This window comes from Oleiagrimonas citrea (genome assembly GCF_012395255.1).
In the GTDB taxonomy this organism is placed as follows: Bacteria; Pseudomonadota; Gammaproteobacteria; order Xanthomonadales; family Rhodanobacteraceae; genus Oleiagrimonas; species Oleiagrimonas citrea.
Window position 1 is genome coordinate 25,768 of the sequence record NZ_JAAZQD010000004.1, and the last position, 25,927, is coordinate 51,694.

Annotated in this window: 29 protein-coding genes; 15 read left to right on the forward strand and 14 right to left on the reverse strand. The window is 66.8% G+C overall.

Translation table 11 applies throughout. The annotated features are described in order from the left end of the window. The first annotated feature begins 71 nt into the window (after positions 1-71). The 3 genes from HF690_RS10100 to HF690_RS10110 all read left to right on the forward strand — a co-directional run bounded on the left by HF690_RS10100 (position 72) and on the right by HF690_RS10110 (position 2,474). Positions 72-1,145 (forward strand): NAD(P)-dependent alcohol dehydrogenase, encoded by a 1,074-nt coding sequence (locus HF690_RS10100; RefSeq protein ID WP_168609361.1) that lies wholly within the window; start codon positions 72-74, stop codon positions 1,143-1,145. Between the two features lie 63 nt (positions 1,146-1,208). Continuing rightward, positions 1,209-1,682: a DUF6491 family protein gene (locus tag HF690_RS10105; protein WP_146742254.1), complete on the forward strand. Its 474-nt coding sequence runs from the start codon at positions 1,209-1,211 to the stop codon at positions 1,680-1,682. Between the two features lie 72 nt (positions 1,683-1,754). Continuing rightward, on the forward strand, positions 1,755-2,474 hold the full coding sequence (locus HF690_RS10110; protein WP_168609362.1) for a pepsin/retropepsin-like aspartic protease family protein: 720 nt from the start codon (positions 1,755-1,757) through the stop codon (positions 2,472-2,474). 66 nt (positions 2,475-2,540) lie between these two features. On the opposite strand, the gene HF690_RS10115 is transcribed toward HF690_RS10110, so the two are convergent. Further along, entirely contained in the window at positions 2,541-3,362 is an 822-nt protein-coding gene (locus HF690_RS10115) for a ferritin-like domain-containing protein (protein ID WP_113063933.1), read from the reverse strand. Positions 3,363-3,483: 121 nt separating this feature from the next. Further along, positions 3,484-3,900 (reverse strand): universal stress protein, encoded by a 417-nt coding sequence (locus HF690_RS10120; protein ID WP_168609363.1) that lies wholly within the window; start codon positions 3,898-3,900, stop codon positions 3,484-3,486. Positions 3,901-4,074: 174 nt separating this feature from the next. On the opposite strand from HF690_RS10120, the gene HF690_RS10125 reads away from it, so the two are divergent. Together HF690_RS10125 and HF690_RS10130 are read left to right on the forward strand one after the other, a co-directional pair. Further along, on the forward strand, positions 4,075-4,521 hold the full coding sequence (locus HF690_RS10125) for a hypothetical protein (RefSeq protein ID WP_113063931.1): 447 nt from the start codon (positions 4,075-4,077) through the stop codon (positions 4,519-4,521). A 161-nt stretch (positions 4,522-4,682) separates the two neighbouring features. Beyond that, positions 4,683-5,207 carry a hypothetical protein gene (locus HF690_RS10130; protein ID WP_168609364.1) on the forward strand — a complete coding sequence of 175 codons (525 nt, stop codon included), beginning with the start codon at positions 4,683-4,685 and terminating at the stop codon, positions 5,205-5,207. Between the two features lie 13 nt (positions 5,208-5,220). On the opposite strand, the gene HF690_RS10135 is transcribed toward HF690_RS10130, so the two are convergent. Then, on the reverse strand, positions 5,221-5,841 hold the full coding sequence (locus HF690_RS10135; protein WP_168609365.1) for an RNA methyltransferase: 621 nt from the start codon (positions 5,839-5,841) through the stop codon (positions 5,221-5,223). Positions 5,842-5,980: 139 nt separating this feature from the next. Here HF690_RS10135 and HF690_RS10140 point away from each other — a divergent pair, with 139 nt between their 5' ends. From HF690_RS10140 to lpdA, 4 genes are all read left to right on the forward strand, one after another. Beyond that, entirely contained in the window at positions 5,981-6,820 is an 840-nt protein-coding gene (locus HF690_RS10140; protein WP_168609366.1) for a mechanosensitive ion channel family protein, read from the forward strand. Positions 6,821-6,970: 150 nt separating this feature from the next. Beyond that, positions 6,971-8,326 (forward strand): dihydrolipoyllysine-residue acetyltransferase, encoded by a 1,356-nt coding sequence (locus tag HF690_RS10145; RefSeq protein WP_113063927.1) that lies wholly within the window; start codon positions 6,971-6,973, stop codon positions 8,324-8,326. 10 nt (positions 8,327-8,336) lie between these two features. Then, complete coding sequence (locus HF690_RS10150; RefSeq protein ID WP_168609367.1) at positions 8,337-9,431, forward strand: mechanosensitive ion channel family protein; 1,095 nt, start codon at positions 8,337-8,339, stop codon at positions 9,429-9,431. Positions 9,432-9,443: 12 nt separating this feature from the next. Further along, positions 9,444-11,240, forward strand: a complete 1,797-nt coding sequence (lpdA, locus tag HF690_RS10155; RefSeq protein ID WP_168609368.1) for a dihydrolipoyl dehydrogenase — start codon at positions 9,444-9,446, stop codon at positions 11,238-11,240. Positions 11,241-11,300: 60 nt separating this feature from the next. Here the strand turns inward: lpdA and HF690_RS10160 are convergent, their stop codons facing one another. Both HF690_RS10160 and HF690_RS10165 read right to left on the reverse strand, forming a co-directional pair. Beyond that, positions 11,301-12,800, reverse strand: coding sequence for a sensor domain-containing diguanylate cyclase (locus HF690_RS10160; RefSeq protein WP_168609369.1), 1,500 nt, complete (start codon positions 12,798-12,800; stop codon positions 11,301-11,303). Between the two features lie 201 nt (positions 12,801-13,001). Then, positions 13,002-13,322 (reverse strand): DUF6249 domain-containing protein, encoded by a 321-nt coding sequence (locus tag HF690_RS10165; protein WP_168609370.1) that lies wholly within the window; start codon positions 13,320-13,322, stop codon positions 13,002-13,004. Positions 13,323-13,459: 137 nt separating this feature from the next. Between HF690_RS10165 and HF690_RS10170 the strand changes: the two genes are divergently transcribed. Beyond that, positions 13,460-14,026 carry an RNA polymerase sigma factor gene (locus tag HF690_RS10170; RefSeq protein WP_113064039.1) on the forward strand — a complete coding sequence of 189 codons (567 nt, stop codon included), beginning with the start codon at positions 13,460-13,462 and terminating at the stop codon, positions 14,024-14,026. Continuing rightward, complete coding sequence (locus HF690_RS10175; RefSeq protein ID WP_168609371.1) at positions 14,023-14,457, forward strand: hypothetical protein; 435 nt, start codon at positions 14,023-14,025, stop codon at positions 14,455-14,457. The genes HF690_RS10170 and HF690_RS10175 overlap by 4 nt, the downstream gene beginning before the upstream one ends. 52 nt (positions 14,458-14,509) lie before the next feature. Here the strand turns inward: HF690_RS10175 and dinB are convergent, their stop codons facing one another. The 3 genes from dinB to HF690_RS10190 all read right to left on the reverse strand — a co-directional run bounded on the left by dinB (position 14,510) and on the right by HF690_RS10190 (position 17,380). Beyond that, on the reverse strand, positions 14,510-15,607 hold the full coding sequence (gene dinB / locus HF690_RS10180; protein ID WP_168609372.1) for a DNA polymerase IV: 1,098 nt from the start codon (positions 15,605-15,607) through the stop codon (positions 14,510-14,512). Between the two features lie 70 nt (positions 15,608-15,677). Beyond that, positions 15,678-17,024 (reverse strand): DNA polymerase Y family protein, encoded by a 1,347-nt coding sequence (locus HF690_RS10185; RefSeq protein ID WP_168609373.1) that lies wholly within the window; start codon positions 17,022-17,024, stop codon positions 15,678-15,680. Between the two features lie 47 nt (positions 17,025-17,071). Continuing rightward, positions 17,072-17,380, reverse strand: a complete 309-nt coding sequence (locus HF690_RS10190; RefSeq protein WP_043102629.1) for an antibiotic biosynthesis monooxygenase family protein — start codon at positions 17,378-17,380, stop codon at positions 17,072-17,074. Positions 17,381-17,521: 141 nt separating this feature from the next. Here HF690_RS10190 and HF690_RS10195 point away from each other — a divergent pair, with 141 nt between their 5' ends. After that, positions 17,522-18,331 carry an SDR family oxidoreductase gene (locus HF690_RS10195; RefSeq protein WP_168609374.1) on the forward strand — a complete coding sequence of 270 codons (810 nt, stop codon included), beginning with the start codon at positions 17,522-17,524 and terminating at the stop codon, positions 18,329-18,331. 104 nt (positions 18,332-18,435) lie between these two features. Here HF690_RS10195 and HF690_RS10200 read toward each other — a convergent pair whose 3' ends face one another. The 4 genes from HF690_RS10200 to HF690_RS10215 form a co-directional block, all read right to left on the reverse strand. Then, a complete protein-coding gene (locus HF690_RS10200; RefSeq protein ID WP_113063920.1) occupies positions 18,436-18,849 on the reverse strand; it encodes a hypothetical protein in 414 nt (137 codons plus the stop codon). A gap of 44 nt (positions 18,850-18,893) precedes the next feature. Then, on the reverse strand, positions 18,894-19,358 hold the full coding sequence (locus tag HF690_RS10205; protein ID WP_168609375.1) for an Mpo1 family 2-hydroxy fatty acid dioxygenase: 465 nt from the start codon (positions 19,356-19,358) through the stop codon (positions 18,894-18,896). Between the two features lie 113 nt (positions 19,359-19,471). Next, entirely contained in the window at positions 19,472-19,918 is a 447-nt protein-coding gene (locus HF690_RS10210; RefSeq protein ID WP_168609376.1) for an HIT family protein, read from the reverse strand. Between the two features lie 238 nt (positions 19,919-20,156). After that, positions 20,157-21,053 (reverse strand): phosphoribosylaminoimidazolesuccinocarboxamide synthase, encoded by an 897-nt coding sequence (locus HF690_RS10215; RefSeq protein WP_168609377.1) that lies wholly within the window; start codon positions 21,051-21,053, stop codon positions 20,157-20,159. 106 nt (positions 21,054-21,159) lie between these two features. On the opposite strand from HF690_RS10215, the gene HF690_RS10220 reads away from it, so the two are divergent. The 3 genes from HF690_RS10220 to rpe all read left to right on the forward strand — a co-directional run bounded on the left by HF690_RS10220 (position 21,160) and on the right by rpe (position 23,025). Then, on the forward strand, positions 21,160-21,486 hold the full coding sequence (locus tag HF690_RS10220; RefSeq protein WP_113063918.1) for a c-type cytochrome: 327 nt from the start codon (positions 21,160-21,162) through the stop codon (positions 21,484-21,486). Further along, positions 21,486-22,277, forward strand: a complete 792-nt coding sequence (djlA, locus tag HF690_RS10225) for a co-chaperone DjlA (protein WP_168609378.1) — start codon at positions 21,486-21,488, stop codon at positions 22,275-22,277. The genes HF690_RS10220 and djlA overlap by 1 nt, the downstream gene beginning before the upstream one ends. Positions 22,278-22,356: 79 nt before the next feature. After that, positions 22,357-23,025, forward strand: a complete 669-nt coding sequence (rpe, locus tag HF690_RS10230; RefSeq protein ID WP_168609379.1) for a ribulose-phosphate 3-epimerase — start codon at positions 22,357-22,359, stop codon at positions 23,023-23,025. Here rpe and HF690_RS10235 read toward each other — a convergent pair. Further along, entirely contained in the window at positions 22,983-23,600 is a 618-nt protein-coding gene (locus HF690_RS10235; protein WP_205300826.1) for a class GN sortase, read from the reverse strand. The two genes, rpe and HF690_RS10235, sit on opposite strands and share 43 nt — an antisense overlap. Next, positions 23,597-25,582 (reverse strand): marine proteobacterial sortase target protein, encoded by a 1,986-nt coding sequence (locus HF690_RS10240; RefSeq protein ID WP_168609380.1) that lies wholly within the window; start codon positions 25,580-25,582, stop codon positions 23,597-23,599. Before HF690_RS10240 ends, HF690_RS10235 begins: the two co-directional genes overlap by 4 nt. Between the last annotated feature and the right edge of the window lie 345 nt (positions 25,583-25,927).

Below are 25,927 nucleotides of genomic sequence, written 5' to 3' on the forward strand. Positions count from 1 at the left end.
GGTGCGCCGTGTTAGGCTGCACCGCTCAGTATATTAATTCAAATGTCGTTTCGACATACAGGAGCCGAGCCATGCTGAAGACCCCCGCCTGGGCCGCCCCGTCCGCCACCGAACCGCTGGCCCCGTTCGCCATCGAGCGCCGCGAGCCGGGACCGCATGAAGTACTCATCGACATCCGCTACTGCGGCGTGTGCCATTCCGATATCCATCAGGCGCGCGACGACTGGGGCGGCAGCATCTTCCCGATGGTGCCTGGCCACGAGATCGTCGGTACCGTGGTCAAGGTCGGCAACCAGGTCGAGCGTTGGAAAGAGGGCGATACCGTCGGTGTCGGCTGTTTCGTCGATTCCTGCCGTCATTGCGAGGCCTGCCTGGACGGCGAGGAACAGTTCTGCAGCGAAGGCATGAGCGTGACCTACAACGGTTACGAGCGCACCGACGGCAAGCTGGACAAGAGCCGGCCGACCTGGGGCGGCTACTCCACCCGCATCACGGTCGACGAGAACTATGTGCTGCGCGTGCCCGAGGGCATTCCGCTGGATCGCGCCGCGCCGCTGCTGTGCGCGGGTATCACCACCTATTCGCCGCTGCGCCGCTACGACGTCGGCAAGGACGACAAGGTCGCCGTGGTCGGCCTGGGCGGTCTGGGCCACATGGGCGTGAAGCTGGCCAAGGCCATGGGCGCGCACGTCACCGTGCTCAGCCATTCGCCGGGCAAGCGCGACAGCGCGCTGGCGCTGGGTGCGGACGATTTCCTGTCCACCCGCGACGAGGACGTCTTCGCGCAGCATGCCGGCCGTTTCGATTTCATCCTCGACACGGTTTCCGCTGCACACGACTACAACGCCTATCTGGGCCTGCTGCGCCGCGACGGCACCATGGTCCTGGTCGGTCTGCCGGAACCGCAGGCGCTGAGCGCCGGTTCGCTGATCCGGGGTCGCAAGCGTCTGACCGGTTCGCTGATCGGCGGCATCCGCGAAACACAGGAAATGCTGGACTTCTGCGCCGAGCACGGCGTGGCGGCGGATGTCGAGGTGATCGGCATCGAGCAGATCAACGAGGCCTACGAGCGCATGCTGCGCGGCGACGTCCGCTACCGTTTCGTGATCGACAACGACAGTCTGCGCGAGCCGGAAGCTGCCTGAACTCGCTCGGCGGGCGGTGGTCTGGTTCAATACAACGCAAGCTCCTGACTGGAGGATCGTGTGATGAAAGCGCGTACGTGGGTTCTGGCATCGATGCTGATTCCTCTGGCGGCTTGTGCAAGTGTGCCGTCCTCGCAGGACCGGGCCGCGCGCGCGGCCCGGTTCGAGGCCGCGGCCGGCCAGCCGGTCAATCACATCCAGCTCAATTCCATCCGCGGGTTCTATGCCTGGGATCCGATCAACGATCATCAGGTGGTGGCCTACGTGACACCCCGGCGGGTCTATCTGATGGACCTGCCGTCGTGTCCGGGGCTTGAATACACGCCGGCGATCTCGATCACTTCGCACATGGAGCAGGTCAGCGCGACCTTCGACTCGATCATCCCGTCGAACACGGGGGTTCCCTGCCAGATCCGCCGCATCCGTCCGCTGGACAGGGACATGATCAAGGATGCGCAGAAGCACCGGGGCGATGTCGAGGTGATGGCCAAGCCCGCGCCGGACATGCACAAGACCACGAACGGCAGCGGCAGCTGAAGGCGCCTGCGGTAGCCGATACACTGGCCGGTGACTGACGGCGAGGCCGTCGATGCACTCGGAGCGTGTTCGATGATGTACAGGACTGCCCGCCGCGCTGCGGCGCTCGTGGTGATGCTGGTGGCGCTCGGCGCCTGCTCGAAGGGGCCGACCCCGGAACAGCAGGCGGCAGCGCGCAAGGCGGCGACCGAAGCGCGTGCGCAGGATGCGCTGACGACCTATCAGAAGATGGTGGACATGAAGAGCTACAGCCTGGCGGTGCCGCTGGGCGAGGAAATCGTGTCCAAGTATCCCGACACCAAGGCTGCGGCCGAGGTGAAGCCGCAGCTCGACGACTTGCGCGCCAAGGCCAAGGCCAAGGCGACCAAGGAGCGGCTGCAGCGCCTGTGGGTGTACCAAGTCGCGCCGATGGCGGGCGGCACGCAGAGCACAGCGGCGATTGGTGTCAGTCGTCCGGCGGCGCTCGATCTGCGCCTGATCCTGCGTCGGCACAGTGATTGGGGCTTGAGCGTGTTTCTCTATGCCGACGGTAGCCAGGGATTCGTCTGCAAGGGCAACTGCACTGTCCCGGTGAAGTTCGACGACACCACGGTCAAGCTCAAGGCCTATGTGCCGCAGGGCGGTCGCCCTGCCTTGATGTTCCGGGACGAGAAGGGCTTCATCGCACGCCTGGAAAAGGCGTCCGTCATCCACATGAAGGTGCGCATGAAGGGCAGCGGCGAGCGCGACCTCGAATTCGAGGTCGGTGGCTTCGATGCATCCAAATGGAAGCCGTTGCCCAAGAAGAAGTGAGGCAGGTGCCGCTTCGCGTCGCAGGGCGCGAAGCGGCCATCGCGGTGCGCATGATGCGTGTCGGCTTCAGCGCAGCACGAAGCGCTCGGTCAATTTGGTCAGTGGAGTCTGCAGGCCGGCGCTGAGGCGCGGCGGAAGATTCAGCGGTTTGAGCAGCATCTTCACCGTCATCTCCGCGGGCAGATGCTTGCGGATACGCCCGTAGATGCGGCTGCTGGCCTGCTTGAAGGCCTCGGGGTCTTCGTTCAGCTCCGGGCGGCGGTAGGCGAACACGTGGCGCAGTGCGATGTCGCCGTCCTCGTTGCGGATTTCCATCAGACGGCGGAACACCGCGCGCAGCACGCGCCAACGTCCGTTGCGCTCGCGTTTCTCGTAGGCCCGGAAGTACTTGTAGAAGTGGCTGTAGTGGCGTACTTCGTCGCTCTTGATGTACTCGGTCAGCTGCTTGAGCACCGGTTCCTCGGTCTGCGTGTGGATCGCGCGATAGAGGCTGGCGGTGCCGGTCTCGACCACGCAGCGGGCGGCCAGCTCCAGGCCGCGACGTGGTTCCAGTTCTTCGCTGGTGCACACCGCGCCGTATTCGGCGAAGAAGTCGGCGAAGGCGCTGTCCCAGTCGAAGTCCGGCCAGGCGTGGCGGACGTAGGTGGCCAGGGCGCGGCCGTGCTGCAGCTCTTCGTGTTCCCAGTGGTCGTCGAGCCAGGTTCGGACCGCCTCATCGTCCCGGTAGTGCTCGACCAGGTTACGGGTGTAGAGATCCGAGCCGCTTTCGATGAACGAGGACGCGCAGATCAGGCAGATAAGGTCTTCGTCCGCGCGAGCCTTCTCGGCGTCGAAGCGTGTGAAGTCGATGTCCTCGAGTTTCCAGGGCAGCGCTCTGGCATCTTGCATCGGGCAGGTCTCCTTGCGTGCACGACGCGTGCTCGGTTCGTCACCGGGCCGCGTGTGACGTTCTTATGACAACTAGCATAGTCAAGCCGCCCCGAAAAAGACCAGCGGTGCGGGTCGGCAGTCAGCGCACCACCGTGACTGGCACGCGTGCGCGCGACAGGATGTCGTCGGAGACCGAGCCGATCAGCCAGCGGGCGAGCACGCCTCGGCCGCTGTGGCCGACCACGATGTGATCGATGCCGTGCGCAGCGACCTGCGCCAGCAGCACATCGCCCGGACTGCCGTAGACGACCTCCGTATCCATGCGACTGCCCAGATCGGATGCGCTGTTTTTCAGCGCGTTCAGCATGTCTCGGGCCTGGCGCGCGCCCTCGTCGGTCATCATGGCCGCGCAGGAATCGGCGCCGGCATCGGTCACCTGCAGCGCGGAGACGACGCGGATACGGCCACCGTCATGTCGGGATTGATCTGCGGCGAATGCGAAGGCGCGGTCCGCGGATGCCGAACCGTCGTATCCCACCAGGTAGTGCTTGCTCATGACGCCTCCAATACTTGTCATGACAGGTAGTATGCGCCCGGTCGCGTCCAAACGCACCCGACGCCGCGTTCGAAATACTTCCTGAACAAGATCATACGGACTTTTGCCGCGATTCATCGACGCCCGACAAGACTGGTCGCCGTTCCACGTTGAACCCACGCAAGGAGGTAATCAATGACCATTCGACGCTCGATGCTCATGGGTGCGGTGCTGGTTGGTTGCGCGGCGATGGCCGTGCCGGCGATGGCCGCGAAGCCGACGCTGGACTGCAAGCTCACGTATTCGATGACGGGCTGGTCCGCCATCTACAAGCATGCCGAAGGGACCGGAATGGTCACCTGCGCCGACGGCACCAGCATGCCCGTGAAGATCACTGTGAAGGGCGCAGGACTGACGGCCGGTAAGTGGCACATCGACGATGGCAAGGGTCGGTTTTCCGATGTGCACACGATCGCCGACGTGCTCGGTCGCTACGCCCAGGCCCAGGCGCATGCCGGCGTAGTCAAGTCCAGCTCGGCGCAGGTGCTGACCAAGGGCACCGTGTCGCTGGCGCTGGCCGGGACAGGCGAGGGCGTCGATCTGGGCATCGACGTGGGCGCTTTCACGATCTCGCGCCGCTGATCCGGTGCGCCGGCGATGCGGGCCTCCGGGCCGTGTGGCCGGATGACGCGACTCGGGCCGGCAAGCCTCCCGGGCTTGCCGGCCTTTTTCGTGGCAGGCGGTGACGCATGGCACAAGCAGTTAGACTGAAAGACTGTTTCGAAGACTCTGCAAGCGTCCCCATGAGTGAACGTCACCTGTTTCTTCTGCGTATCGTCGTCTGGTTGGTGCTGCTGCTGACCGCCTGGGGTGTGCTGCAGTACGCCATGCATGCGTGGCGGTTGATGCACTTGATCGGCGATGCAGCGGCCGCGCAATCCTCGCGGATGGGCTGGATGCTGGCCTGGGATGCCGTGTATGTGCTGGTGGCGGGACTCGCGCTCAGCGCATCGGCTGGCGTACTGCTGTGGCGAAGCTGGGCGCGTCCGTTGCTGCGTTGGCTGGCGTTCGCGCTGGCGGCCTATTCACTGGCCAGCGGCGTACTGTTGTTCGCGCAGTGGCAGAGCTTCCAGCATTCGAGCGTCGATCTGCTGGCGCAGGCGCAGTATCCGGAGCTGACACGCGCGCTGATCGCCAAGGTCAATCGCACCACGTTGATCAGTCTGGCGTTGAAGGCCATTGCGGTTCCCGTACTGGCCTGGCTGGGTTGGCATCTGGGCACGGTTGCAGTGGTGCAGCGTTTCACGGCTGCGGCGAAACGCGGCTGAGGTTCGTCGGGGGTCAGCGCTGCGCGTTGCGGCGTGGCGCGGGCGTCGGCGTGCCGTGTTGGCGCGCGAATTCATACAGCGCGACCGAGGCGGCCACGGCGACATTGAGACTGTCCACCGCGCCCCACTGTGGGATGCGCACGAAGCGCGCGCCGCTCTGCGCGCGAGCCTCTTCGCTCAGACCGTGCAGTTCGTGGCCGAGCACGAACGCGCAGCGCGGAGGCAGTTCGATTTCGTGCAGTAGTTCGTCGGCGAACGGCTCCAGTGCCACCAGCGTGAAGTCGTCCTGTGCCAGCGCCGTGGCGCAGTCGGTGAAGCGCTCGTGGAACCGCGCCGGGACATGCTTGAATCCGCCTTTGGCCGGTGCCGGGTCGAACGGTCCAACGTCGACCAGATGCACGGCGTGCGCACCGAAGGCCTCGGCGCTGCGGAAGATCTTGGGCACGTTGAAGTCGGCTTTCAGGCGGTCGAGCACCAGTGCGACGGCATGCGGTCCCGGCGTGGCCTGCAGATTCTGTCGGCGGTGCTTTTCATAGCGCCATAGCGCGTTGGCGTCGCCGGATTGTCCCTTGGCGGCGATGGTGCCGGGCGCGATGACGCGATCGGGGTCGGCGGGTGCGCGAGGTTTGCCCATGTCGGTGCGTGCGTGGAAATGAACCGCCAATGTACCGGAAGCAGGCGTCGTCGCCGAACGCGCTGCGGAATGGTCGGGCAGCCGGCGGGGCGATGGTAACCTGATGCTTTATTTTTCATTGTGGAAGTAAGGCGAAGCCATGACGGATCTCTTCAATCGACTCGGCCTGCCCGATCATCTGGCAGCCGATCTCAAGTCATACGGCATCAAGTTGCTGATCGCGTTGCTGGTGCTGGTGATCGGCATCTGGATCGCCGGTCGCGTGGCCAACATGGGGCGGCGCGCGATGAATCACGCCAAGGTCGACATCACCCTGGTCGCTTTTCTGCGCAATGCGCTGTTCGGACTGCTGCTGGTGATGGTCATCATCGCCGCGCTGAGCACGGCGGGCATTCCCTCGGCGTCGTTCGTCGCGGTGCTGGGTGCCGCCGGCCTGGCCGTCGGTCTGGCGCTGCAGGGATCGCTGTCGAATCTGGCCTGGGGCGTGCTGCTGATCATGTTCCGGCCGTTCAAGGTCGGCGATTTCGTGCAGGTGGGATCGTTCCTGGGCACGGTCGACCGCATCGACCTGATGCAGACCTGGCTGATCGCGCCGGACGGCCGCGACGTGGTGATTCCCAACGCCAAGGTCGGCGGCGAAGCGGTGATCAATTTCAATGCCCGCGGCACGCGACGCTTCGAAGTCGCGGTCGGCATCAGCTACGATGCGAACATCGGCAAGGCGATGGACGCGGCGCGCGATCTGCTGAAGGCCGACAAGCGCGTGCTGGACGATCCCGCGCCGGGCGTGTGGACGACCGAACTGGCCGACAGCAGCGTCAATCTGGTGATCCGGGGCTGGACGAAGGCGCCCGACTTCTGGGCCACGCAGACCGACTTCGTGCGCGCGGTGAAGGAGCGCTTCGACGCCGAAGGCATTTCCATTCCGTTCCCGCAGCGCGACCTGAATGTGCGCAAGATCGATGCCGACAGGCTCTGACCGGGCGTTTTTGGCTCGATAGAGAGCGATTTTTTGCCCAGATTCGGCGCGCAAGATGAAACAAGCGCGTCGATTCGTCATATCATGGACGTTCCCCCCACGTTCGCCGGCGTTATCACCGGTTTCAGCTCAACCCCGCCAGGAGGATCCATGGCCCAAGTCCAGGAAATTCGCGTACCGGATATCGGTGATTTCGACGGCGTTCCCGTCATCGAAGTACTGGTGAAGCCGGGTGATTCGGTGCAGAAGGACCAGGGCCTGGTCACGCTGGAATCGGACAAAGCCACGATGGAGGTGCCGTCGCCCGGCGCCGGTGTCATCAAGGAGGTCAAGGTCAGCGAGGGCGATGAAGTTGCCGAAGGCAGTGTGATCGCGACCTACGAGCCGGCGGACGACAGCGCTTCGAGCGGTGGTGAAGAACAAGCCGAGGCGTCTGCTCCGGCCCCTGCACCTGCGCCAGCTCCCGCACCGAGCAAGGCCGAAGCGCCTGCTCCGGCCCCGGCGCCCGCGGACAGTCGCGGCGCGGCATCGACCGATGCCGGTGAGACCCGCACTCCGCCGGTGCCGTTCGACGCCAGCGTGGTGATGCCGGGCGATGCGCCCTACGCCAGCCCGGCCGTGCGTGCCTTCGCCCGTGAACTCGGCGTGGATCTGCATCAGGTCAAGGGCAGCGGTCGCAAGGGACGCATCCAGCGCGAGGACGTGCAGGCGTGGGTCAAGCATGCGCTGGCCTCCGGCGCGCGTCCGAGCGGCGGTTCCGGCGGCGGCAACGGTCTGGACCTGTTGCCGTGGCCGAAGGTCGATTTCGCCAAGTTCGGCGAGATCGAGGAAAAGAAGCTCTCGCGCATCAAGAAGATTTCCGGCGCCAATCTGGCCCGCAACTGGGCCATGATTCCGCATGTGACCCAGCACGATCAGGCCGACATCACCGAGATGGAAGCCTTCCGCAAGCGCCTGGCCAAGGAGAACGACAGCCTCAAGGTCACGCCGCTGGTGTTCATGATCAAGGCCGTGGTTGCGGCGCTGAAGGAATTCCCGCAGTTCAATGCCTCGCTGGATGCTTCCGGCGAGACGCTGATCCTGAAGAAGTACTTCCACATCGGCATCGCCGTGGACACGCCGGACGGCCTGGTCGTGCCGGTGATCCGCGACTGCGACAAGAAGGGCCTGCTGGAGCTGGCGCGCGAGCTGGGCGAGATCTCCAAAAAGGCGCGCGAGAAGAAGCTGGGTCCGGCCGAGATGTCCGGCGGCTGTTTCTCGATTTCGTCGTTGGGCGGCATCGGCGGCACCGCGTTCACGCCGATTGTGAACGCGCCGGAAGTCGCCATCCTCGGCGTGTCGCGCTCGTCGATGCAGCCGGTGTGGGACGGCGAGGCTTTCCAGCCGCGCCTGATGCTGCCGCTGTCGCTGTCGTACGACCACCGCGTCATCGATGGCGCCGACGCTGCGCGCTTCGCCGCGTACCTGGCCCGCACGCTGGGCGACATCCGTCGTCTGCTGCTGTGACCTGCCGCTGATGCTCGCCTGGCTCGCCCCCGATTCGGTCATCCCCGACGCGCCCAAGAAGGCCGTCGAGCATGGCGTGAAGCAGGTGGGCGAGTGGTTGAACTACGGCTACGAGATCGGCGGGGTGAAGATCACCGTCGGTTCGGTGTTGTTCGCGGTGCTGCTGCTGGTGCTGTTCATGGTCGCCTCGGCGGTCATCAAGTTCCTGCTGCGGCGCTACGGCAACAAGCACGGTCAGGTGAACCAGTCGTCGATCTACACCATCGAGCGGGTGGTGCACTACCTTCTGATGGTGATCGGCATCCTGGTGGCGCTGAACGTCGCCGGCGTGCCGATGGCGAAGATGACGGTGTTCGCCGGTGCGCTGGGTGTGGGCCTGGGCTTCGGTCTGCAGGCGATCTTCAACAATTTCGTCTCCGGCCTGATCCTGCTGTTCGAGCGCACGCTGAAGGTCGGCGATTTCGTCGAACTGGCCTCGGGCGTGCACGGTCATGTGCGCGACATCCACATCCGCGCCACGCGCATCACCACCAACGACGATATCGACATTCTGGTGCCGAACTCGGAGTTCGTGAACGGCAGAGTGGTGAACTGGACGTTGCGCGAGGTCTCGCGCCGCATCAAGGTGGAGTTCGGCGTCGCCTACGGCACCGACAAGGAACTGGTGAAGAAGGCCGCGCTGGAAGCCGCCGCCGAGGTGCCGTTCACGCTGACCAACGAGGGGCCGCGCGCGCCGCAGGTGTGGCTGACCGGCTTCGGCGATTCCTCGCTGGACTTCAAGCTGGTGGTCTGGCTCAACGCCGAGGCCACGCGTCGACCGGGCGCGGTGACGGCGGCCTACTACTGGGCGCTGCACACGGCGCTGGAAAAATACGAGATCGAGATTCCCTTCCCGCAGCGCGACCTGCATGTGCGTACCTGGCGCCGTCCTCCGGAGGACGGCGAGGACGAGCGCGCACCGCGCGGGCCCGATGTGCAGGACCCCGGACATCGCCACGGCAACGACGCCGTGCGCGATGTCGAACGCGAGATCGCCGAAGCGTCGCCCGCTTCGACTCCCGCAGACGATCCCCACGCCGCCGATGGCGGCAACGAGAAAAAGTAAGGATTTTCAGGCATGGCCAAGACCATCGAGATCAAGGTTCCCGACATTGGCGACTTCGACAAGGTGCCCGTCATCGAGGTGCTCGTCGCGCCCGGCGATCGGGTGGAGAAGGAGCAGGGCCTGATCACGCTGGAGTCGGACAAGGCGACCATGGAAGTTCCTGCCTCGTCGGCCGGCAAGGTGGTCGAGCTGAAGATCGCCGAGGGCGATGAAGTGGCTGAGGGCTCGGTGATCCTCACACTCGAGGTCGAGGAAGGCGCGACGGGTGGTTCGGACGACGCCGGAAAGAGCGAGGCGGCGCCCGCGCCGGCCCCTGCACCGGCCCCGACTCCTGCGCCGGCAGCGCCGGAAGTTGCATCCGCGTCGGCCGCTTCCGAGACGGGCCGCAAGGCCGATATCACCTGCCAGGTGCTGGTGCTCGGTTCCGGCCCCGGCGGCTACACCGCGGCGTTCCGCGCCGCCGATCTGGATCAGGACACGGTGCTGGTCGAACGCTACGGCTCGCTGGGCGGCGTCTGTCTCAACGTCGGCTGCATTCCGTCCAAGGCGCTGCTGCACGCGGCTGCCGTGATCGAGGAAGCCGAAGCCATCGCCGCGCACGGCATTTCCTTCGGCAAGCCGAAGATCGATCTGGACAAGCTGCGCGACTTCAAGGACAAGGTGGTCGGCAAGCTGACCGGCGGTCTGGCCGGCATGGCCAAGCAGCGCAAGGTGCGCACCGTGCAGGGCACGGGCACCTTCGTGTCGCCCCACGAACTGGAAGTGGAGGGCGCCGACGGCACCAAGCTGATCCGCTTCGAGAAGGCGATCATTGCCGCCGGTAGCCAGTCGGTGAAGCTGCCGATGTTCCCGTGGGACGACGAGCGCATCATGGATTCCACGCGCGCGCTGGAACTGGCCGACGTGCCGAAGAAGCTGCTGGTCGTCGGCGGCGGCATCATCGGCCTGGAAATGGCCACCGTGTACGCCGCGCTGGGCAGCGAAGTGACCGTGGTCGAGTTGATGGACCAGCTGATGCCGGGCGCCGACAAGGACCTGGTCAAGCCGCTGCAGCAGCGCATCGCCAAGCGCTACAAGGGCATCCATCTGAAGACCAAGGTGGTCGAAGCCAAGGCGCAGAAGAACGGTATCAAGGTGACGTTCGAGGGCGACGATCAGCCGGACGGTTCGATCTTCGACCGCGTGCTGGTGTCCATCGGCCGCAGCCCCAACGGGAACAAGATCGGCGCCGACAAGGCCGGCGTGAACGTCTCCGAACGCGGCTTCATCGCGGTCGATCGGCAGATGCGCACCAACGTGGCGCACATCTTCGCCATTGGCGATCTCGTCGGTCAGCCGATGCTGGCGCACAAGGCCACGCACGAAGGCAAGGTCGCGGCCGAGGTCTGCGCCGGCATGAAGAGCCAGTTCGACGCGCGCGTGATTCCGTCGGTGGCTTACACCGATCCGGAGATCGCCTGGGTCGGCGTGACCGAGCGCGAGGCGAAGGAGAAGGGTCTGAAGGTCGGCGTCGGCAAGTTCCCATGGGCAGCGTCGGGCCGCGCCATCGGCATCGACCGCACCGAGGGCTTCACCAAGCTGATCTTCGACGAGGACACGCACCGCATCGTCGGCGCCGGCATCGTCGGTCCGCACGCGGGCGATCTCATCAGCGAGCTGGCGCTGGCGATCGAGATGGGCTGCGAGGCGGCCGACATCGGCCTGACCGTGCATCCGCATCCGACCCTGAGTGAATCGGTGGGCATGGCGGCCGAGGTCTACGAAGGCACCATCACGGACCTGTACATTCCCAAGAAAAAGAAGAAGTGACGTCACGGCGGCGCCTGACGCCGTATGGTGCGTTCGGCGCGGTGCCTTGTGCGCCGCGCCTCACTCCGTCGTTTCGGGCACGGCGCTGCCGATGCGGTTGCGTCCGTCACGCTTGGCCTGCAACAGCAGGCGGTCGGCGCGTTTGAAGGCCTGCATCGTGGATTCACCGCGCGCGAGTTCCACGACGCCGAAACTGGCCGACAGCGTTTGCGAGGTGCCCGGCGCTTCGGTGCGCTGCAGGTGAAGACGCAGGCGGTCGGCGGCAGCGAGGGCCTGCTGCAGGCCGATTCCGGGCAGCAGCAGCATGAATTCGTCGCCGCCGAAACGTCCGAACACGTCGGCGGCGCGCAGGTGCGCACGCACGGTCTCGGCCACGCGGATCAACGCCTGATCGCCGACGGCATGGTCGTATTCGTCGTTGATGCGCTTGAAGCGGTCAATGTCCAGCACGATCAGCGTGGCCGGGAGTCGATACTTGCGTGCCTCGATCAGCGCGCGTTCGCCATCCTCGAAAAAGTGGCTCTTGCTGCACGCGCCGGTCAGCGCGTCCTGAAAGGCCATCTCGCTCAGCTTCCGGTTGCGCGCCAGCAACACGGGCACCGCCAAGCCGAAATAGGTGTTGGCGGCGATCACGCAGATCGCGAACTGGTAGACCAGCGCCTGGTCGATCAGGCCGAGTATTTCCACCCACAAGGCCAGCGCGGTGCTGAAGATCGCGATGCTCAGTGCGCTGCGGAACGGGGTTTCGGTGTACACCACCCACATCTGCGGCAGGATCAGGAAAAACGTGCCGAAGGCGATTTCCGGCTGGCGGAAGTGCGCTGCCGTGAGCATCAGCGCGCTGAGAAGCACGACGCTGACCAGCAGCTTGCCCGCATAGGGCCAGCGGTGCTGGGGCTGGACCTGGAACTGCAGGCCGCCGAACCAGGATTCGATCTGTGGAAACAGTTGGCTGATCAGGGCCAGGAAGAGCGGCGTGAGCACCAGCACGCCGGCCATGTCGCCGACCCACCACGGCAGCCAGAGACCGTGATTGGCCGAGGCGGCGAGTAGCCCGGCCACGCGCAGCGATTCGACGCCCGACCATGCGGCGCTCAGTGCGGCGAGGCAGCCGAGCACCAGGAAGGCGATGATGATGCCTGGTAGCGAATGCAGGGTGCTGCGGCGGATGATGCGGCGCAGCAGTCCGGCGCCGATGCCGTACGAGGCGCAGTGCGCCACGCCGAAAATGACGCCGGTCAGGAGCAGCTCCCGCCACGGCGTGTGCGACTGGTAGATGCGGTCGATCCAGAACGTCGCGCCGACGCCGCAAAGCATCAGAGCCGGCACGGCGCGCCAGCCGATCAGCAGCAGTGCGGCAAAGCTCAGTCCCGCCGGTGGGAACCACAGGCTTGCGTGCGGTGCATACTGCATCAGCGCGGACAGACGCCACAGCAGCAGCCAGGCCAGGATCAGGCCCAGATGCAGAAGAATCGGATGTGTCTTGAGAAAGCCTGCGGCCCGCAGGAACGCGCCGCGCTGGGCGGGTCTCGGTGCGTGCGGGTCCTGGCGTGAAATCATGCCCCTGTCCAAGCGCTTCTTCGTGTTCCGCTATCGACCGTGCCGTTGGCGCGGTGACATGGACCACTCTACCTGCATTGCGCAGATTTGTGATGCGGTTGGCGAAAGTGGGTGCTTCCGTTGCCGGTTCTAGTTTCCAGAAGGGGGTGGATTGCGTCGGCGGCATCGTCGATGCCGCCGACGCGAAGTCGCGACGATGAATCAGGATTTCTGGCGCACGATGGCGTAGTAGATCAACTGACTGATGCCGGCGCAGACGGCGATCACGGTGATGGCGCCCGGCGTCACCGAGGTCCAGCCGAACGCCGAGATCAGGCCGAAGGCGACACCGATGGCGACCAGGAACACGCCCCAGCGCAGGGAGCTGTAGCGGCGCTGTTCGCGTTCGGTTGCGATCATCGATTCCATCAACTCGCCGGACACGCCTTCCTTGACGATGCGGTAGCGCACGATGGCGTCGAAGCCGGCCTTGATGGCGTAGGTGACGCAGAGAAAGAACACGATGGGGATGAGAAAGGACATGCAGGACTCCGTGGTCGGGGCGGCGAATGCGCCGTTCATGGAGGATGGATACGCGCTTGCGCCGAATGGTTGCAGCAGGCACGTTGCAACCATTCCGATGGCGGACGTATCCATGCATGCATGAGGCGACTTCCCGCATGATGAGCGACCGCGAACTGGTCCAGGCCGTGACCGCAGGTCGGCCCGGAGCATTCGAGTGCCTGGTGCGTCTGCATCAGGGGCTGTGCTGGCATATCGTCCAGCGCATCGTGCGCGATCCGGACGAGACCCGCGATCTGTGCCAGGAGACCTTTCTGCGCGTGCATCAGTGCTTGCATCAGTACCGTTTCGACAGCGCGCTGAAGACCTGGATCGGACGCATCGCCTATCGTATCGCGCTGCGGCACATGGAGCGCCGGGGCAAGGCGCTGTCGGCCTGCGTCGGTGGCGAGGAAGGACAGGCGTTGCTGGATGGCATGGACAGTGGACTCGATGTCGCGCAGAACGCTGCACAGGGCGAAATGACCGCATGGCTGCTGGAGCAGATGGATGACCTTCCGCCGGTCCAGCGCACCGCCTTGACGCTCTATCATCTGGAAGAGCTGACGATTCCCGAGATTGCGCGCATCCTGGACGCGCCCGAAGGCACCGTGAAAAGCCACCTGCATCGCGCGCGGAAGCTGTTGCGCGCACGCATGGCCGAACAGATCGGAGAACCCGCATGACTACGCGCAAGCCGCATCACGACCCCGTTGACGAATCGGCCTGGGAGGCGCAGGAATGTGTCTGGCGCGCTGTGCGCGAGGGCCGGCCAACGGAGGACGAGGATGCCCTGGACGCCGCCCTGTTCCGCGAGCTGAAAAGTCTTCCGCGTCCGGTGCCGGATGCTGATTTCGCCTCCGAGGTCGCGCTTCGTGTCGAGGGTGTGCGGCGACGTCGCACGCAGGTGCGCCGTTTCCGCTGGCGGGTGCTCGGGGGACTCGCGGTGGGGTACAGCGTGGTGCTGGGCGTCGGCCTGCAGTTGGGCGGCGCGGGCGGATGGCTGCCGTTTTCGCAGTTGCTTCAACATGGCTGGGTAGCGACTGCGCTGATCACCATCGCGCTGTTCGCGGTGTTCGATCGTTCGGCGCGGTATGTGCTGCGTCCGCGCGGATGAAGGCTGACCGTTCGCCAGTCGGCATGTGCTGCGATGCCGCGCGATGCGCGTCTCAGGGTATGCGGTCGCCGAACAGGTCGTTCTGCACCAGATGGCTGTCGGCGTCGACGAAGCCGGACAGCCCCACACCGACCAGGCGGTAGCGGGTCGTTTCCGGCAGCTCCACGCGACCGCGCAGCGCGCAGGCGATATCGGCCAGCTCGCGTTCGCTCTGCGGCGGCTGCTGCGGCGTGAGGCTGCGGGTGAGGGTGCGGAAGTCGGCGGTCTTCAGCTTCAGCACGATGGTGCGGGCCACGCGCGGGTGCTCGTCGTCGATCTTGCGTTCGTAGGCGCCCCAGGTCTTGCCGGCGAGGCGGCGGATATCCGCTTCCAGTGCATCCAGCGGCAGATCCTCGGCGAAGGTGTCCTCGGAGGAGATCTGCTGCAGCTCGCGTTCGTTGCTGACCGGGCGCTCGTCGATGCCACGCGCCAGTTCGTACAGACGCCCGCCCCAGCGCCCGAAGCGCTGTTCGAGCGCCGCGCGCGGGTGCGTGCGCAGGTCGCCGACGGTGCGGATGCCGAGCTTCGCCAGGCGCTGCTGCATGACCTTGCCGACGCCGGGAATCTTGCCCACCTCGAGCGGCGTCAGAAAGGCTTCGACCTGATTGGGACGGATCACGAACTGGCCGTTGGGCTTGTTCCAGTCCGAGGCGATCTTGGCCAGGAACTTGTTCGGCGCGATGCCGGCCGAGGCGGTGAGTCGTGTTTCCTCGAGGATCGCGGCGCGGATCGCCTCGGCGGTGGCGGTGGCCGAAGGCAGACCGGACTTGGCATCGGTGACGTCGAGGTAGGCTTCATCCAGCGACAGCGGTTCGATCAGGTCGGTATGGCGCGCGAAGATCGCATGGATCTGCCGCGACACGGCCTTGTAGCGGGTGAAGTCCGGGACCACGAAGATCGCCTGCGGGCACAGCCGTTCCGCGCGCAGCGCCGGCATCGCCGAACGCACGCCGAACGGGCGCGCCTCGTAGCTGGCCGCGCACACCACTGAGCGCGCGCCGCGCCAGGCCACCACCACGGGCTTGCCGCGCAGGCGCGGATCGTCGCGCTGCTCCACCGACGCGTAGAACGCGTCCATGTCGACGTGGATGATCTTGCGCGGCGAGGGCATGAGCGAGGCGGTGAAGAAACGGTCCCGGGCGATTGTACGCAGCTTGCCCTCAAAGCCCGAGCGCGAAGTATCAGCGCTGCCGGTCGCGTTCGCGGCGGCGGTGCTCGCCCTCGGCCAGCACCTTGGCCTGGTTCATCGACTTCAGCCACAGCGGATGCTGCTCGGCATCGTGCTCGACCGCCTCGGGAATGTGGCTGAAGGGGATGCGCATGGGCGCGGCATCGTGTTCGAGCGCGGTCTGCATGCTGCCGAAGTAGACCTTGTTGAGGCCGTACTTGGCGTTGATGCGGTCGACCACGGCATCCAGCTTGCGCATCGATTCCAGCGGCGCGAACAGCGAGCCGCTGCTCTGCGTGCGCGCGACCAGCTTGTGCAGGGTCACGCTGACCGATAGTGGCGTGGCGCGCGGCGGGCCGGGCAGGGCGTCGCGGCGGTCGCGCGGTCCGTCCAGCATCCGGTTCATCCGGTGCAGCAGGATGCGGGTGTCGTCGGTGGGATCGATACGCAGGTCGGCGCCCCAGCGTTCGTCGTGGCCGACGAAGCGGATGTGCACGGCCAGCGCGCCGCTCAGCAGATCGTCGCGGCGCAGGCGCATCGCTGCCTTGGCCAGTAGCTTGGCCAGCACCGCGCGTGCGCCGTGCGCGGTGCGAAGTTCCGGATTCAGCACGTGCGAGTGGCCGATCGAGCTGCGCGTGGTCTTCGCCGGCGGCAGCCACTGACCGTGCAGCAGCCCCCACATGCGCTCGCCCTCGATGCCGCCCCATGCGTGACGCAGCAGGTGCGGCGGGGCGGCGGTCAGGTCGGCGACGCTGTGGATGCCGTGTTCGAGCAGGCGGCGGTGCATGGACGGGCCGATGCCGCACAAGTCGCGCAGTTCCAGCGCGTGCAGGGCGTGCGGCAGGTCGCTGGATTCGATCACGGTCAGGCCGTCGGGCTTGCGCATGTCCGAGGCGGTCTTGGCCAGCCACGGATTGGGCGCGATGCCGATCGAGCAGCGGATCGCACCGCCGGGCGCGGCCTTGTCGATCTCGATCTTGACCTGTCGTGCGACGTCCTCGGCCACGGCGCGCTGTCGCTGGCGACCGACCAGTTCGCAGGCGACCTCGTCGATGGAGCCGGGTACGCCGACCGGGATGGCGCGGTCGATGGCCTTCATCAGTTCGTGATGCCAGTGCACGTAGCGCTCGGGCCGCGCCTGCACCACCACGATATCGGGGCACAGTCGGCGTGCCTCACGCACCATGGTGCCGGTCTTCACGCCGAACGCCTTGGCCTCGTAGCTGGCGGCGATGCAGCAGGTGGTTTCGGCGGCCACCGGCGCCACCGCCACCGGACGGCCGCGCAGCGCTTCGTCGTCGTGTTGCTCGACCGAGGCGAAATAGCTGTTGAAGTCGACGAAGAGGCTGCGCAGAGTCATGGGCGGGAAGCCTGCCGCCCAGGGGTCTCAAAGGCGGCGACAGAAGGTCAGGGAATGATCTCGTGGGTGTCGTACAGACGCACCAGCGGCTCCATGTCGAGCAGGAAGCGATCCTCCTCGTCCAGGTACACGGCGCGTTCCGGATCGCCGCCGACCCAGGCCTGCATGGACTCGTGCGAATCCCATAGCGTGATGACCTGGAATTCGCTCTTGTCCCCCTGTTCACGCTGGAGGATGTACGAGTGCAACAGCCCTTTCGCGCCTTCCAGACGCGGCACGGCCTGTTCCTGCAGATGGGCGAGATACTCGTCGGCCAGATCGCGTGACGTGATCCCGCGCCAGATTCGGGCGATCATGGAACTCTCCCGGCGGCGGCTCGAAGGTGCAGCCTATCATCCGCATCCCGCCGCAAGGGTTAACTTCCCGTTGTGCCGTGTGGCGGTATCCGTGGAACGGTTTCCGCTATCAGAAATTTGATTTCAAAGGGTTTTCTCTGCATGAGAGTGGTGGTGTTCGGCGCCAGTGGGTCCATCGGACGGTTCCTTCTTCCGCAGTTGCGCGAGGCGGGCGATGCGTTCACGGCGGTCAGCCGTCAGCCCCGCGATGACGATGCCGGTGCGTGGATACGGGGGACGCTGCCGGATGGCGTGCCGGCGTTGCCGGAGGTCGACGCCGTGGTCTGCCTGGGGCCGCTGGATCACTTTGTCGCGTGGCTGGAGCGGGCGACCCTGGCCGGGACGCCGCGCATCGTGGCGATGTCGTCGATGAGCGCCGAGAGCAAGCGCGAGGCGCCGCTGGACGCCGAACGCGCGCTGGCCGCACGGCTGCGTGATGCCGAGGCGCGACTGGCCGCGACCTGTGAACGACGGGGTCTGCGCTGGACCGTGCTGCGCGCCACGTTGATCTATGGCGACGGCCGTGATCGCAGCCTGACGCCGCTGGCGCAGCGCGCGATGCGCTGGCGGGTGTTTCCGCTGCCGGCCGGGCGCGGATTGCGTCAGCCGGTGCATGCGCAGGATCTGGCCGCGGCGGTGTTCGCGGCCCTGCATGTCGAGAACGCACCGGATCGCGTGCTGGAGGCTGGCGGCGGCGAACGCCTCAGCGCTCACCAGATGTTCGCGCGGGTGCGCGCTGGTCTGCCGCGCTGGACGCTGCCATTGCCGGTTCCGCGCCTGGCGCTGCGGCTGGCGGCGCGGCTCAGTCCCCGCGTGCGCGGCGCGGTGGCGCGGCTGGACGAGGACCTGGTCGCCGACAATCGCGAACTCGAGCGCCGGCTCGGCGTGAAACCGCGCGATTTCCGTCCGTAAGGCTCGGCATCTTCAACGCCGTCGCATGACCCGCGCCGGCCTCGGTTTGCCTGCGGATCTACGGAGAACGGAGAAGTGGGCGTTCGTCCGCGACCGGGCGGCGCTCAGTGCGAGAAGCCGGCCAGCGGAATCAGGGCCAGCACGGCGATCACGCCGACGCACAGGCAGGCATTGCCGAGCGTGATGCGGTGGCCGTCGCCGCGCGGCACCAGACGCCACAGCAGCGCGACGCCCAGCAGCATGTCCAGCAGCACCGCAGCGCGGACCCAGCCCGAGGCCAGCAGCAGATGACCGGGGCCGACGGCCTGCTTGCCGCCCAGCGAGATCAGACCGATGGTCACCGCGCTGGCGGCCAGCGCCCACAGCAGGCAGGCCAGGTACACGCGGTTGAACGGCACCGGGCAGCGCGTGGTCCAGCGCAGCAGGCCCCAGCAGATCAGGGCCAGCAGCAGCGCGACCACGCTGTCGGCGAGGATCAGGTAGACCAGCGAGGCGCTGATCGCCAGCAGTGAGCTCATGGCGTTGACCGGTGCGGAAAGCCGCTATTGTGCCGCAGCCGGCGTCAGTACCGCAGGCCGAAGCGGCGCATCAGTTTGCCCAGCAGCCAGGCTGGGCCGATCAGCAGATAGGTCAGGTCGGTCAGGAACGACGGTTTGTGCCCCTCGATCTTGTGGCCGACGAACTGGCCGATCCAGGCCAGCACGAACAGGATGCCCGCCAGCCACGCCAGGCGGACCACGCCCAGTTTCAGGTAGGCAAAGTGCGCGATCAGGCCGAACGCCGCGAACACCACCACCATGCCCAGACCGATGGCGCGCGAAGTGCGGTAGTAGAACAGGAACGACAGGAACATGATGCCGACCGCCCACAGTCCCTGACGGCCCAGCATCGGCGGCACCGGAATCAGCCACAGCGCGGCGATCACGCACCACAGAATCACCGGCACGCAAACCCAGTGGATGGCGCGGTTGGTGGCGTTCTGGTGGTCCTGGCTGTAGGCCGCGAACCATTGGTGTGCGTCGCGCATGGCGTGGATCGCTTGAGTTGGGCGGCACGCGTCAGCGCGTCCGCTGGGATGAATGGTCAGCTCGTATGCTGCATGCAGGCGGTCCGGCCCGCAAGCAACGTGCGTGGACCGCTTTACCCCAAAGCCGCCCGGAGCGCGGCGGCCAACGCGATGCGCTCCTCGTTCGTGTAGGGCGCTTTTGGGCCTGCATGCAGGCCGTCATTGGCGTAGCGAGGAAATACATGAAGGTGGTAATGCCACACATCCTGATCGCCGGCCGGCCCGTTGTGTTGGCGAGTGGAGATGCCCTCACATCCGAAGGCCGTCCGCATGGCCTCCGCCAAGCGACGCGTGGCACGAAAGAAATCGTTGCCGAGGTTGTCCGGGATGTCCCATACGTTTTCAACATGGCGTCGGGGCACCACGAGGCAGTTGCCTTTTATTCCGGCGTAGTGGTGCGTCGGAATCAAAGCGAACACGTTGGTATCCACCAGGACGACGGCGGACTCTGGACGAGGCGATGGCAGCGTCGCGGCAATGCCGCAGAACGGACACGCGTATCCAGCGGGAGCATGCTTCATGAGGTCTGGTCCTCGTTTGGTCCGTTTCATGCTCGCGCGAGCACGGGTGGATCAACGTTGCCGTGCGATAAAGCCAGCCTGATTCGAGCAGCGGTACAGCAGTACGGTCGTCATCCCGGCGAAAGCCGGGACCTAGCGTCTTTGTTCGTGCCGTGAAGTCACTGGGTCCCGGCTTTCGTCGGGATGACGGCAAGGTGTCGTGATCGGCGTGTTGCGCCCGATCCGCATTCGCTGCGTTTCAGTCCAGCACGATGCCGGCCAGGCGCTTGAGCGCCTCGGCGTAGCGCGCAGCGGTGCCTTCGATGATGCTCGACGGCAGCGACGGGCCGGGCGCCTTCTTGTTCCAGTCCAGCGTCTCCAGGTGGTCGCGCACGAACTGCTTGTCGAAGCTGGGCGGGCTGGTGCCGACCTTGTATTCGTCGGCGGGCCAGAAGCGCGAGGAGTCGGGCGTGAGCATTTCGTCCATCACGTACAGCGTGCCGTCGGCGTCGGTACCGAACTCCAGCTTGGTGTCGGCGATGAGGATGCCGCGTTCGGCGGCGTGCGCGGCGGCGAAGCGGTAGATCGCCAGCGTCGCCTCGCGCACCTTCTCCGCCAGCTCGCCGCCGATCTTGGCGACCATCTGGTCGAAGCCGATGTTCTCGTCGTGGTCGCCGGCGGCCGCCTTGGTCGAGGGCGTGAAGATCGGCTCGGCCAGCTGCTCGGCCTGGCGCAGGCCGGCCGGCAGGTCGATGCCGCAGAGTTGGCCGGTGGCCTGGTAGTCCTTCCAGCCCGAGCCGATCAGGTAGCCGCGGGCGATGGCCTCGACCGGCACCGGTGTCAGTTTCTTGGTCACCACCGCGCGCTTTGCGTACAGCGCGACATCCGTGCCTTCCGGCAGTACCTCAGCGACCGGCGTGCCGGTGAGGTGGTTGGGCATCAGGTGTTCGGTCTTGCCGAACCAGAAGTTGGAGATCTGCGTCAGCATCTCGCCCTTGCCGGGGATCGGGTCGGGCAGGATCACGTCGAACGCGGACAGGCGGTCGCTGGCGACGATCAGCAGGCGGTCGTCCGACAGTTCGTAGACATCGCGGACCTTGCCGCGGTAGGTCGGTTGCAGACCCGGCAGGTCCGATTGCTTCAGGCAGGTGGGCACGGCGAGACATTCCTGGGAACGGACGGCCATTGTAGCGGTGCGCGGCCGCGAACGCGCGGCGGCGGGCTGGTAGAATGGGCGACTTTGACACGGCTTCGGAACGGCGATGAAGGCTTTTCCCCTGTGGGCGGCACTGCTGCTGGCCGCGCCCGTCGCGGCGCAGGCTGGCGACGCGACGCCTCCGCCACAGCTCGGCATGTGCGCGGCCTGCCACGGCGAACACGGCATCGCCGTGGTGCCCGGTGCGCCGAATCTGGCGGCGCAGCGCGCCGACTACCTGCTGGACGCGATGCATCAGTACCGTGACGGACGCCGCGACGTGGCGGTCATGCGGGCGGCGCTGGGTCCGCTCAGCGAGTCCCAGCTGAAGGCCCTGGCGACGTGGTTCGCCGCGCAGCCGCCGGCGTCCCCACAGACGGAGGCGTCCCGGTAATGGGGGCGATCATCGGCGCGGTCATCGGTTATCTGCTGTTGCATAATGTCGCGGGCGCGATCATCGGCGGCGTGGTCGGCTGGCTGTTGACGTCTTCGCAGCGCGCCGCGCGTCCGCGCACTTCGTTCGATCAGGTGGTGCAGCCACTGTTCGCGCTGCTCGGCGCGGTGGCCAAGGCCGACGGCCGCGTCAGCGAAAAGGAGATCGCGGTCGCCGAGCGCCTGATGGCGCGCATGGGCCTGACCCAGGAGCAGCGCCGTCACGCCGTCGCCAGCTTCAATCTCGGCAAGCAGTCGGACTTCGACCTCGACGCGGCACTGGCGCAGCTGCGCCAGTGGACCGGTGGCCGTCGCGACCACGCCATCACCATTCTCGACGTGGTGGTCGAGACGGTGCTGGCCGAAGGCGCCAGCGAGGGCAAGATGCAGCTGCTGCGCCGCCTCGCCGCGGCGCTGCGCATCAGCGAGATGGAACTGATGGCGGTGATGGCGATGAAGGGCTACGCCTGGACGCCCCCGGGCGGCGGCGGTCGCGGCTGGGGCGGCGCCCACGGTGGTGGCTACACGCCGCCGCGTCGCGAGCCATCCGGTCCCGATCCGTACGCGATCCTCGGTGTCCAGCGCGACGCGGACGATCGCGCCATCAAGCGTGCCTACCGCAAGCTGATCTCCGAGCACCACCCGGACCGCCTCGGCGACCTGCCCGAGGATCTGCGCAAGCGCGCCGAGGAACGCGCCAGCGAGATCAACGCTGCCTACGAACGCATCAAGGCCGAGCGCGGCTTCAAGTAAGCCCGCGCGGGTCGCTCGTGCTACAACGGCCTGCGTGCAGGCAGGCCGCCCTTCGTCCCTTCAACGACCGGATTCCATCATGGCCAGGCAAACTCCCGTCATCGCTCCGTCCATCCTCTCGGCCGACTTCGCGCGGCTGGGCGAGGACACCCGCGCCGTGCTGGAGGCCGGCGGCGACTGGGTGCACTTCGATGTCATGGATAACCACTACGTGCCCAATCTGACGATGGGGCCGATGGTGCTCAAGGCGCTGCGCAAGTACGGCATCGAAGCGCCCATCGACGTGCACCTGATGGTCAAGCCGGTGGACCGCATCGTGCCCGATTTTGCCGAGGCCGGTGCCAGCCTCATCAGCTTCCATCCGGAGGCCGTCGAACACGTCGACCGCACCCTGGGCCTGATCCGCGAGTGCGGCTGCCAGGCCGGTCTGGTGTTCAATCCGGCCACGCCGCTGAGCTACCTCGACTACGTCATGGACAAGATCGACCTGGTGCTCATCATGTCGGTCAATCCGGGCTTCGGCGGGCAGAAGTTCATTCCCGCGGCGCTGGACAAGCTGCGTCAGGCGCGCGAACGCATCGACGCCAGCGGCCGGGCCATTCGTCTGGAGATCGATGGCGGCGTGAAGGCCGACAACATCGCCGACATCGCCGCGGCCGGCGCGGACACCTTCGTCGCTGGCTCGGCCATCTTCGGCGCGTCCGACTACCGGGCCGAGATCGACGCGATGCGCCGCGCGATCGGCTGAGTCGCGTCGTCCACGCGCTGCGCCAGCACCACGTAGCGCAGCGGGCCGCCGGGTACGATGGCGTCGAACGGATAGCAGGTCACCAGCAGCAGGCCGTCGGCGCTGTCAGCGGCCGGCAGGCGTGCGTGGCGGCTGTCGACGACTTCCGCGCGCATGACCCGGTAGCGCGTCGCGCCCTCCGCACTGTTCAGCAGGATGCGGTCGCCGGTGTGCAGTTTCCCGAGGAAGTCGAACTGCGTGTCGCGATGGGCGCTGATGACGCTCAGACCGGATGCGCCGGGCGCGGCGCTGGAGGGCGTCCAGCCGGGCCCGAAGGCCAGCGCCTGGCCGCTGTCGCGATCCAGCACGATCAGATCCTGATGCAGCCGTGGCACGCGCAGTCGAGCGATCGGCGCCATGTCGGCCCACGGCCACGGCCGCCGCAGATGGCGGCCGTGGTCGCTGCCGGCCCAGGCGCGTTCCAGCAGCACCTGGGCCAGCATCGCCTTGGCGTGGATCCAGCCAGCGCGGCCGCCCAGCAGCACGGCGATACCGAGCAGCACAGGCACCAGCCAGCGGGTGCGCCGCAGCATCATGCGTCTTCCGCTTCGCGTCGCTGCCACCAGGCGGCGGCCAGGGCGAGCAGCAGCACCAGCGCCGCCAGCAGCATCCACACGCGCGCTGAGGTGGCGGTCTGGGCGAAGGCCGAGCCGGCCGGCAGCACGTTGGGAATCCGCGTGTCGCGTAGCGCCTGCGGCTTGTCGCGCGCCGGCGTGCGGTCGACGGCGACCAGACTGGTATAGCGGCTGACCAGATGCGCATCCAGCGCGGTCTTCACGATCTGCGGGCGCAGCGTGTCCTCGTCACCGCCCTGGCGCAGCTGCTCTTCGAGATGCTCGATGCGCGCCTGTGCCCACAGCCGATTCAGACCGCGCGCCGGACGCGCCGCATCCAGCGACACCGGGGCGGTCCAGGCGTGGTCGGCGAGCTGGCCGTGCAGTTGCACGCGGCCGCCCGGCGCATCGAGCCGTGCGGTGACCAGCAGCGGCTCGCCCAGGTACAGGTCGGGCAGGGCGCGCGGATAGGCTTGTGCGCCGTGCGGCCAGTCGATGTGCAGGTTGCGCAGCGCCGGGTGGCCGAGTCGCGCCAGCAGGCCGCGCATGGCGTCGCCGACTTCGTGCAGATCCGGAATCAGCGTCTCGCTGCCGCGACCGTGCACGGCGGCCTGTTTCAGGAACCCGGCGTTGGGCGCGCTGCCGATGCCGACCGGGAACAGGCGCGAATCACCGAGGTCGCGGTCGATGATGTTGATCAGGCCGGCATCGTTGTCGACCGCGCCGTCGGTGGCGAACACGACCTGGCGTACATAGCCCTCCGGCGCATGCCCGTCGAGCGCGGCCTGCAGCGCCGGCGCCATCTCGGTGCCGCCGCCGGCGTTCAGCGCGGCGACCCAATCGCGCGCCTGCTGCACGGCCTGCGGTGTGGCTTGCACCGCCTGCGGGTGCAGCATTTTCATGTCGGAGTTGAATTCGATGACGTTGAAGCGGTCTTCCGGGCGCAGGTTCTTCAGCGCCAGATCCAGCGCCGCGCGCGCCTGGCGGATCGACGCGCCCTGCATCGAACCGGAGGTGTCGATCACCAGAATCAGCTCGCGCGGCAGCGTGCGTGCCTGCTGTTGCGGCGGCATCACCATCAGGGTGGCGTAGTGCGCGCCGCCGACGGTCTGCACGAAGCTGGCCACGTTCGGCTGCGTCTGCGGCTGCGGCGTCCAGCGCAGGATGAAGTCGCGGTCGGGCACCACGCTGGGATCGCGCAGTTGCACATTCCAGGTCGCGCCGTGGTGCGAGGTCTCGATGGCATGGCTGGGGCTGACGACGCGGGCCAGCGCCACGCCGGGGTTGAGCGTGACCGCGATCTGCGTGCGCAGCGGCGGTTCGCTCTTGGCCGAGGCGAAGGCCTGCGTTGCGGCGATGCCGGGATCGTGCGCCGCCGACACGGCGCCTTTCGCCATGTGGTAGCGGGGCGTGTAGGTCAGCGGGAAGTGCAGCGAGAAGGTGCCGTCGCGGTAGTCCACGCGCTGCCAGTAGTGCAGTTCGACATCGACCTGCTCGCCGGGCGCGACGTTGGTCACCGCGGTGCGGAACAGGTTCCCGCTGTCGGCCTCGACCAGCGCAGCCTTGCGTCCGCTGGCGCGCGCCTGCGCGAAGACCTTGCGCGCGGCCTGCTTCTCGCGGATCTCGCCGACGACGGTGCGCTTGCCGATGTGCAGTGTCATTGCGTACACCGCCGCACCGTCGGGCAGCGGCAGCAGGTATTCGCCCTGCATCCAGTCCTTGCCGTCGTTGCGGAAGCGCTGGTGCACGGTGACGTCGGCGACCAGGCCGTCGACCCGGTAGGCGACGTCGGTGTCGAGGCTGGCCTGGACATGCGCCACGCCACCGGCGTCGATCAGGCGCAATTCGCCGCTGCCGGGTGCCTGCTGCGCGCGCAGCGTGGCGGTGCACAGCAGCAACAGCAGCAGAACCAGCGGCGGGCGCCAGTCCAGGCGGCGGGCGGAGCGTCGAGCGATGTCGTTCATGACGAGGCGTCCTTTCGTTGGCGGTGGTGCCATTGCAGGGCGCGCGTGGGTCCGGTAGGCGACCGCGATCGGACCGAATGCGGGCCGGATGTGGCGTGTTGCGGGCAGTGCGGTATGGACGTCCAAAAAAAGACCCCGCAAGAGCGGGGTCAATCGGAATCACCCAGGGGTGGGCGGGAGTACTAGAGCGGATGCCAGTCCGGATCGGGCTCGACCGGTTCCACGGCGGCGGCGCATCCTTCCGCCGCCGTCGGGCCGGCGCCTTCCACGGCAATCGGCAGAAAGTCGTCGAACAGGTTCATGGGCGTCTCCTGAAGTTTCATCACAGCAGGCCGACCAGCAGGC

Excerpts from the sequence above, each read along its gene's own strand:
- HF690_RS10100 (WP_168609361.1), top strand. The coding sequence starts at position 72 with ATGCTGAAGACCCCCGCCTGGGCCGCCCCGTCCGCCACCGAACCGCTG.
- HF690_RS10105 (WP_146742254.1), top strand. The coding sequence starts at position 1,209 with ATGAAAGCGCGTACGTGGGTTCTGGCATCGATGCTGATTCCTCTGGCG.
- HF690_RS10110 (WP_168609362.1), top strand. The coding sequence starts at position 1,755 with ATGATGTACAGGACTGCCCGCCGCGCTGCGGCGCTCGTGGTGATGCTG.
- HF690_RS10115 (WP_113063933.1), bottom strand. The coding sequence starts at position 3,362 with ATGCAAGATGCCAGAGCGCTGCCCTGGAAACTCGAGGACATCGACTTC.
- HF690_RS10120 (WP_168609363.1), bottom strand. The coding sequence starts at position 3,900 with ATGAGCAAGCACTACCTGGTGGGATACGACGGTTCGGCATCCGCGGAC.
- HF690_RS10125 (WP_113063931.1), top strand. The coding sequence starts at position 4,075 with ATGACCATTCGACGCTCGATGCTCATGGGTGCGGTGCTGGTTGGTTGC.
- HF690_RS10130 (WP_168609364.1), top strand. The coding sequence starts at position 4,683 with ATGAGTGAACGTCACCTGTTTCTTCTGCGTATCGTCGTCTGGTTGGTG.
- HF690_RS10135 (WP_168609365.1), bottom strand. The coding sequence starts at position 5,841 with ATGGGCAAACCTCGCGCACCCGCCGACCCCGATCGCGTCATCGCGCCC.
- HF690_RS10140 (WP_168609366.1), top strand. The coding sequence starts at position 5,981 with ATGACGGATCTCTTCAATCGACTCGGCCTGCCCGATCATCTGGCAGCC.
- HF690_RS10145 (WP_113063927.1), top strand. The coding sequence starts at position 6,971 with ATGGCCCAAGTCCAGGAAATTCGCGTACCGGATATCGGTGATTTCGAC.
- HF690_RS10150 (WP_168609367.1), top strand. The coding sequence starts at position 8,337 with ATGCTCGCCTGGCTCGCCCCCGATTCGGTCATCCCCGACGCGCCCAAG.
- lpdA (WP_168609368.1), top strand. The coding sequence starts at position 9,444 with ATGGCCAAGACCATCGAGATCAAGGTTCCCGACATTGGCGACTTCGAC.
- HF690_RS10160 (WP_168609369.1), bottom strand. The coding sequence starts at position 12,800 with ATGATTTCACGCCAGGACCCGCACGCACCGAGACCCGCCCAGCGCGGC.
- HF690_RS10165 (WP_168609370.1), bottom strand. The coding sequence starts at position 13,322 with ATGTCCTTTCTCATCCCCATCGTGTTCTTTCTCTGCGTCACCTACGCC.
- HF690_RS10170 (WP_113064039.1), top strand. The coding sequence starts at position 13,460 with ATGATGAGCGACCGCGAACTGGTCCAGGCCGTGACCGCAGGTCGGCCC.
- HF690_RS10175 (WP_168609371.1), top strand. The coding sequence starts at position 14,023 with ATGACTACGCGCAAGCCGCATCACGACCCCGTTGACGAATCGGCCTGG.
- dinB (WP_168609372.1), bottom strand. The coding sequence starts at position 15,607 with ATGCCCTCGCCGCGCAAGATCATCCACGTCGACATGGACGCGTTCTAC.
- HF690_RS10185 (WP_168609373.1), bottom strand. The coding sequence starts at position 17,024 with ATGACTCTGCGCAGCCTCTTCGTCGACTTCAACAGCTATTTCGCCTCG.
- HF690_RS10190 (WP_043102629.1), bottom strand. The coding sequence starts at position 17,380 with ATGATCGCCCGAATCTGGCGCGGGATCACGTCACGCGATCTGGCCGAC.
- HF690_RS10195 (WP_168609374.1), top strand. The coding sequence starts at position 17,522 with ATGAGAGTGGTGGTGTTCGGCGCCAGTGGGTCCATCGGACGGTTCCTT.
- HF690_RS10200 (WP_113063920.1), bottom strand. The coding sequence starts at position 18,849 with ATGAGCTCACTGCTGGCGATCAGCGCCTCGCTGGTCTACCTGATCCTC.
- HF690_RS10205 (WP_168609375.1), bottom strand. The coding sequence starts at position 19,358 with ATGCGCGACGCACACCAATGGTTCGCGGCCTACAGCCAGGACCACCAG.
- HF690_RS10210 (WP_168609376.1), bottom strand. The coding sequence starts at position 19,918 with ATGAAGCATGCTCCCGCTGGATACGCGTGTCCGTTCTGCGGCATTGCC.
- HF690_RS10220 (WP_113063918.1), top strand. The coding sequence starts at position 21,160 with ATGAAGGCTTTTCCCCTGTGGGCGGCACTGCTGCTGGCCGCGCCCGTC.
- djlA (WP_168609378.1), top strand. The coding sequence starts at position 21,486 with ATGGGGGCGATCATCGGCGCGGTCATCGGTTATCTGCTGTTGCATAAT.
- rpe (WP_168609379.1), top strand. The coding sequence starts at position 22,357 with ATGGCCAGGCAAACTCCCGTCATCGCTCCGTCCATCCTCTCGGCCGAC.
- HF690_RS10235 (WP_205300826.1), bottom strand. The coding sequence starts at position 23,600 with ATGATGCTGCGGCGCACCCGCTGGCTGGTGCCTGTGCTGCTCGGTATC.
- HF690_RS10240 (WP_168609380.1), bottom strand. The coding sequence starts at position 25,582 with ATGAACGACATCGCTCGACGCTCCGCCCGCCGCCTGGACTGGCGCCCG.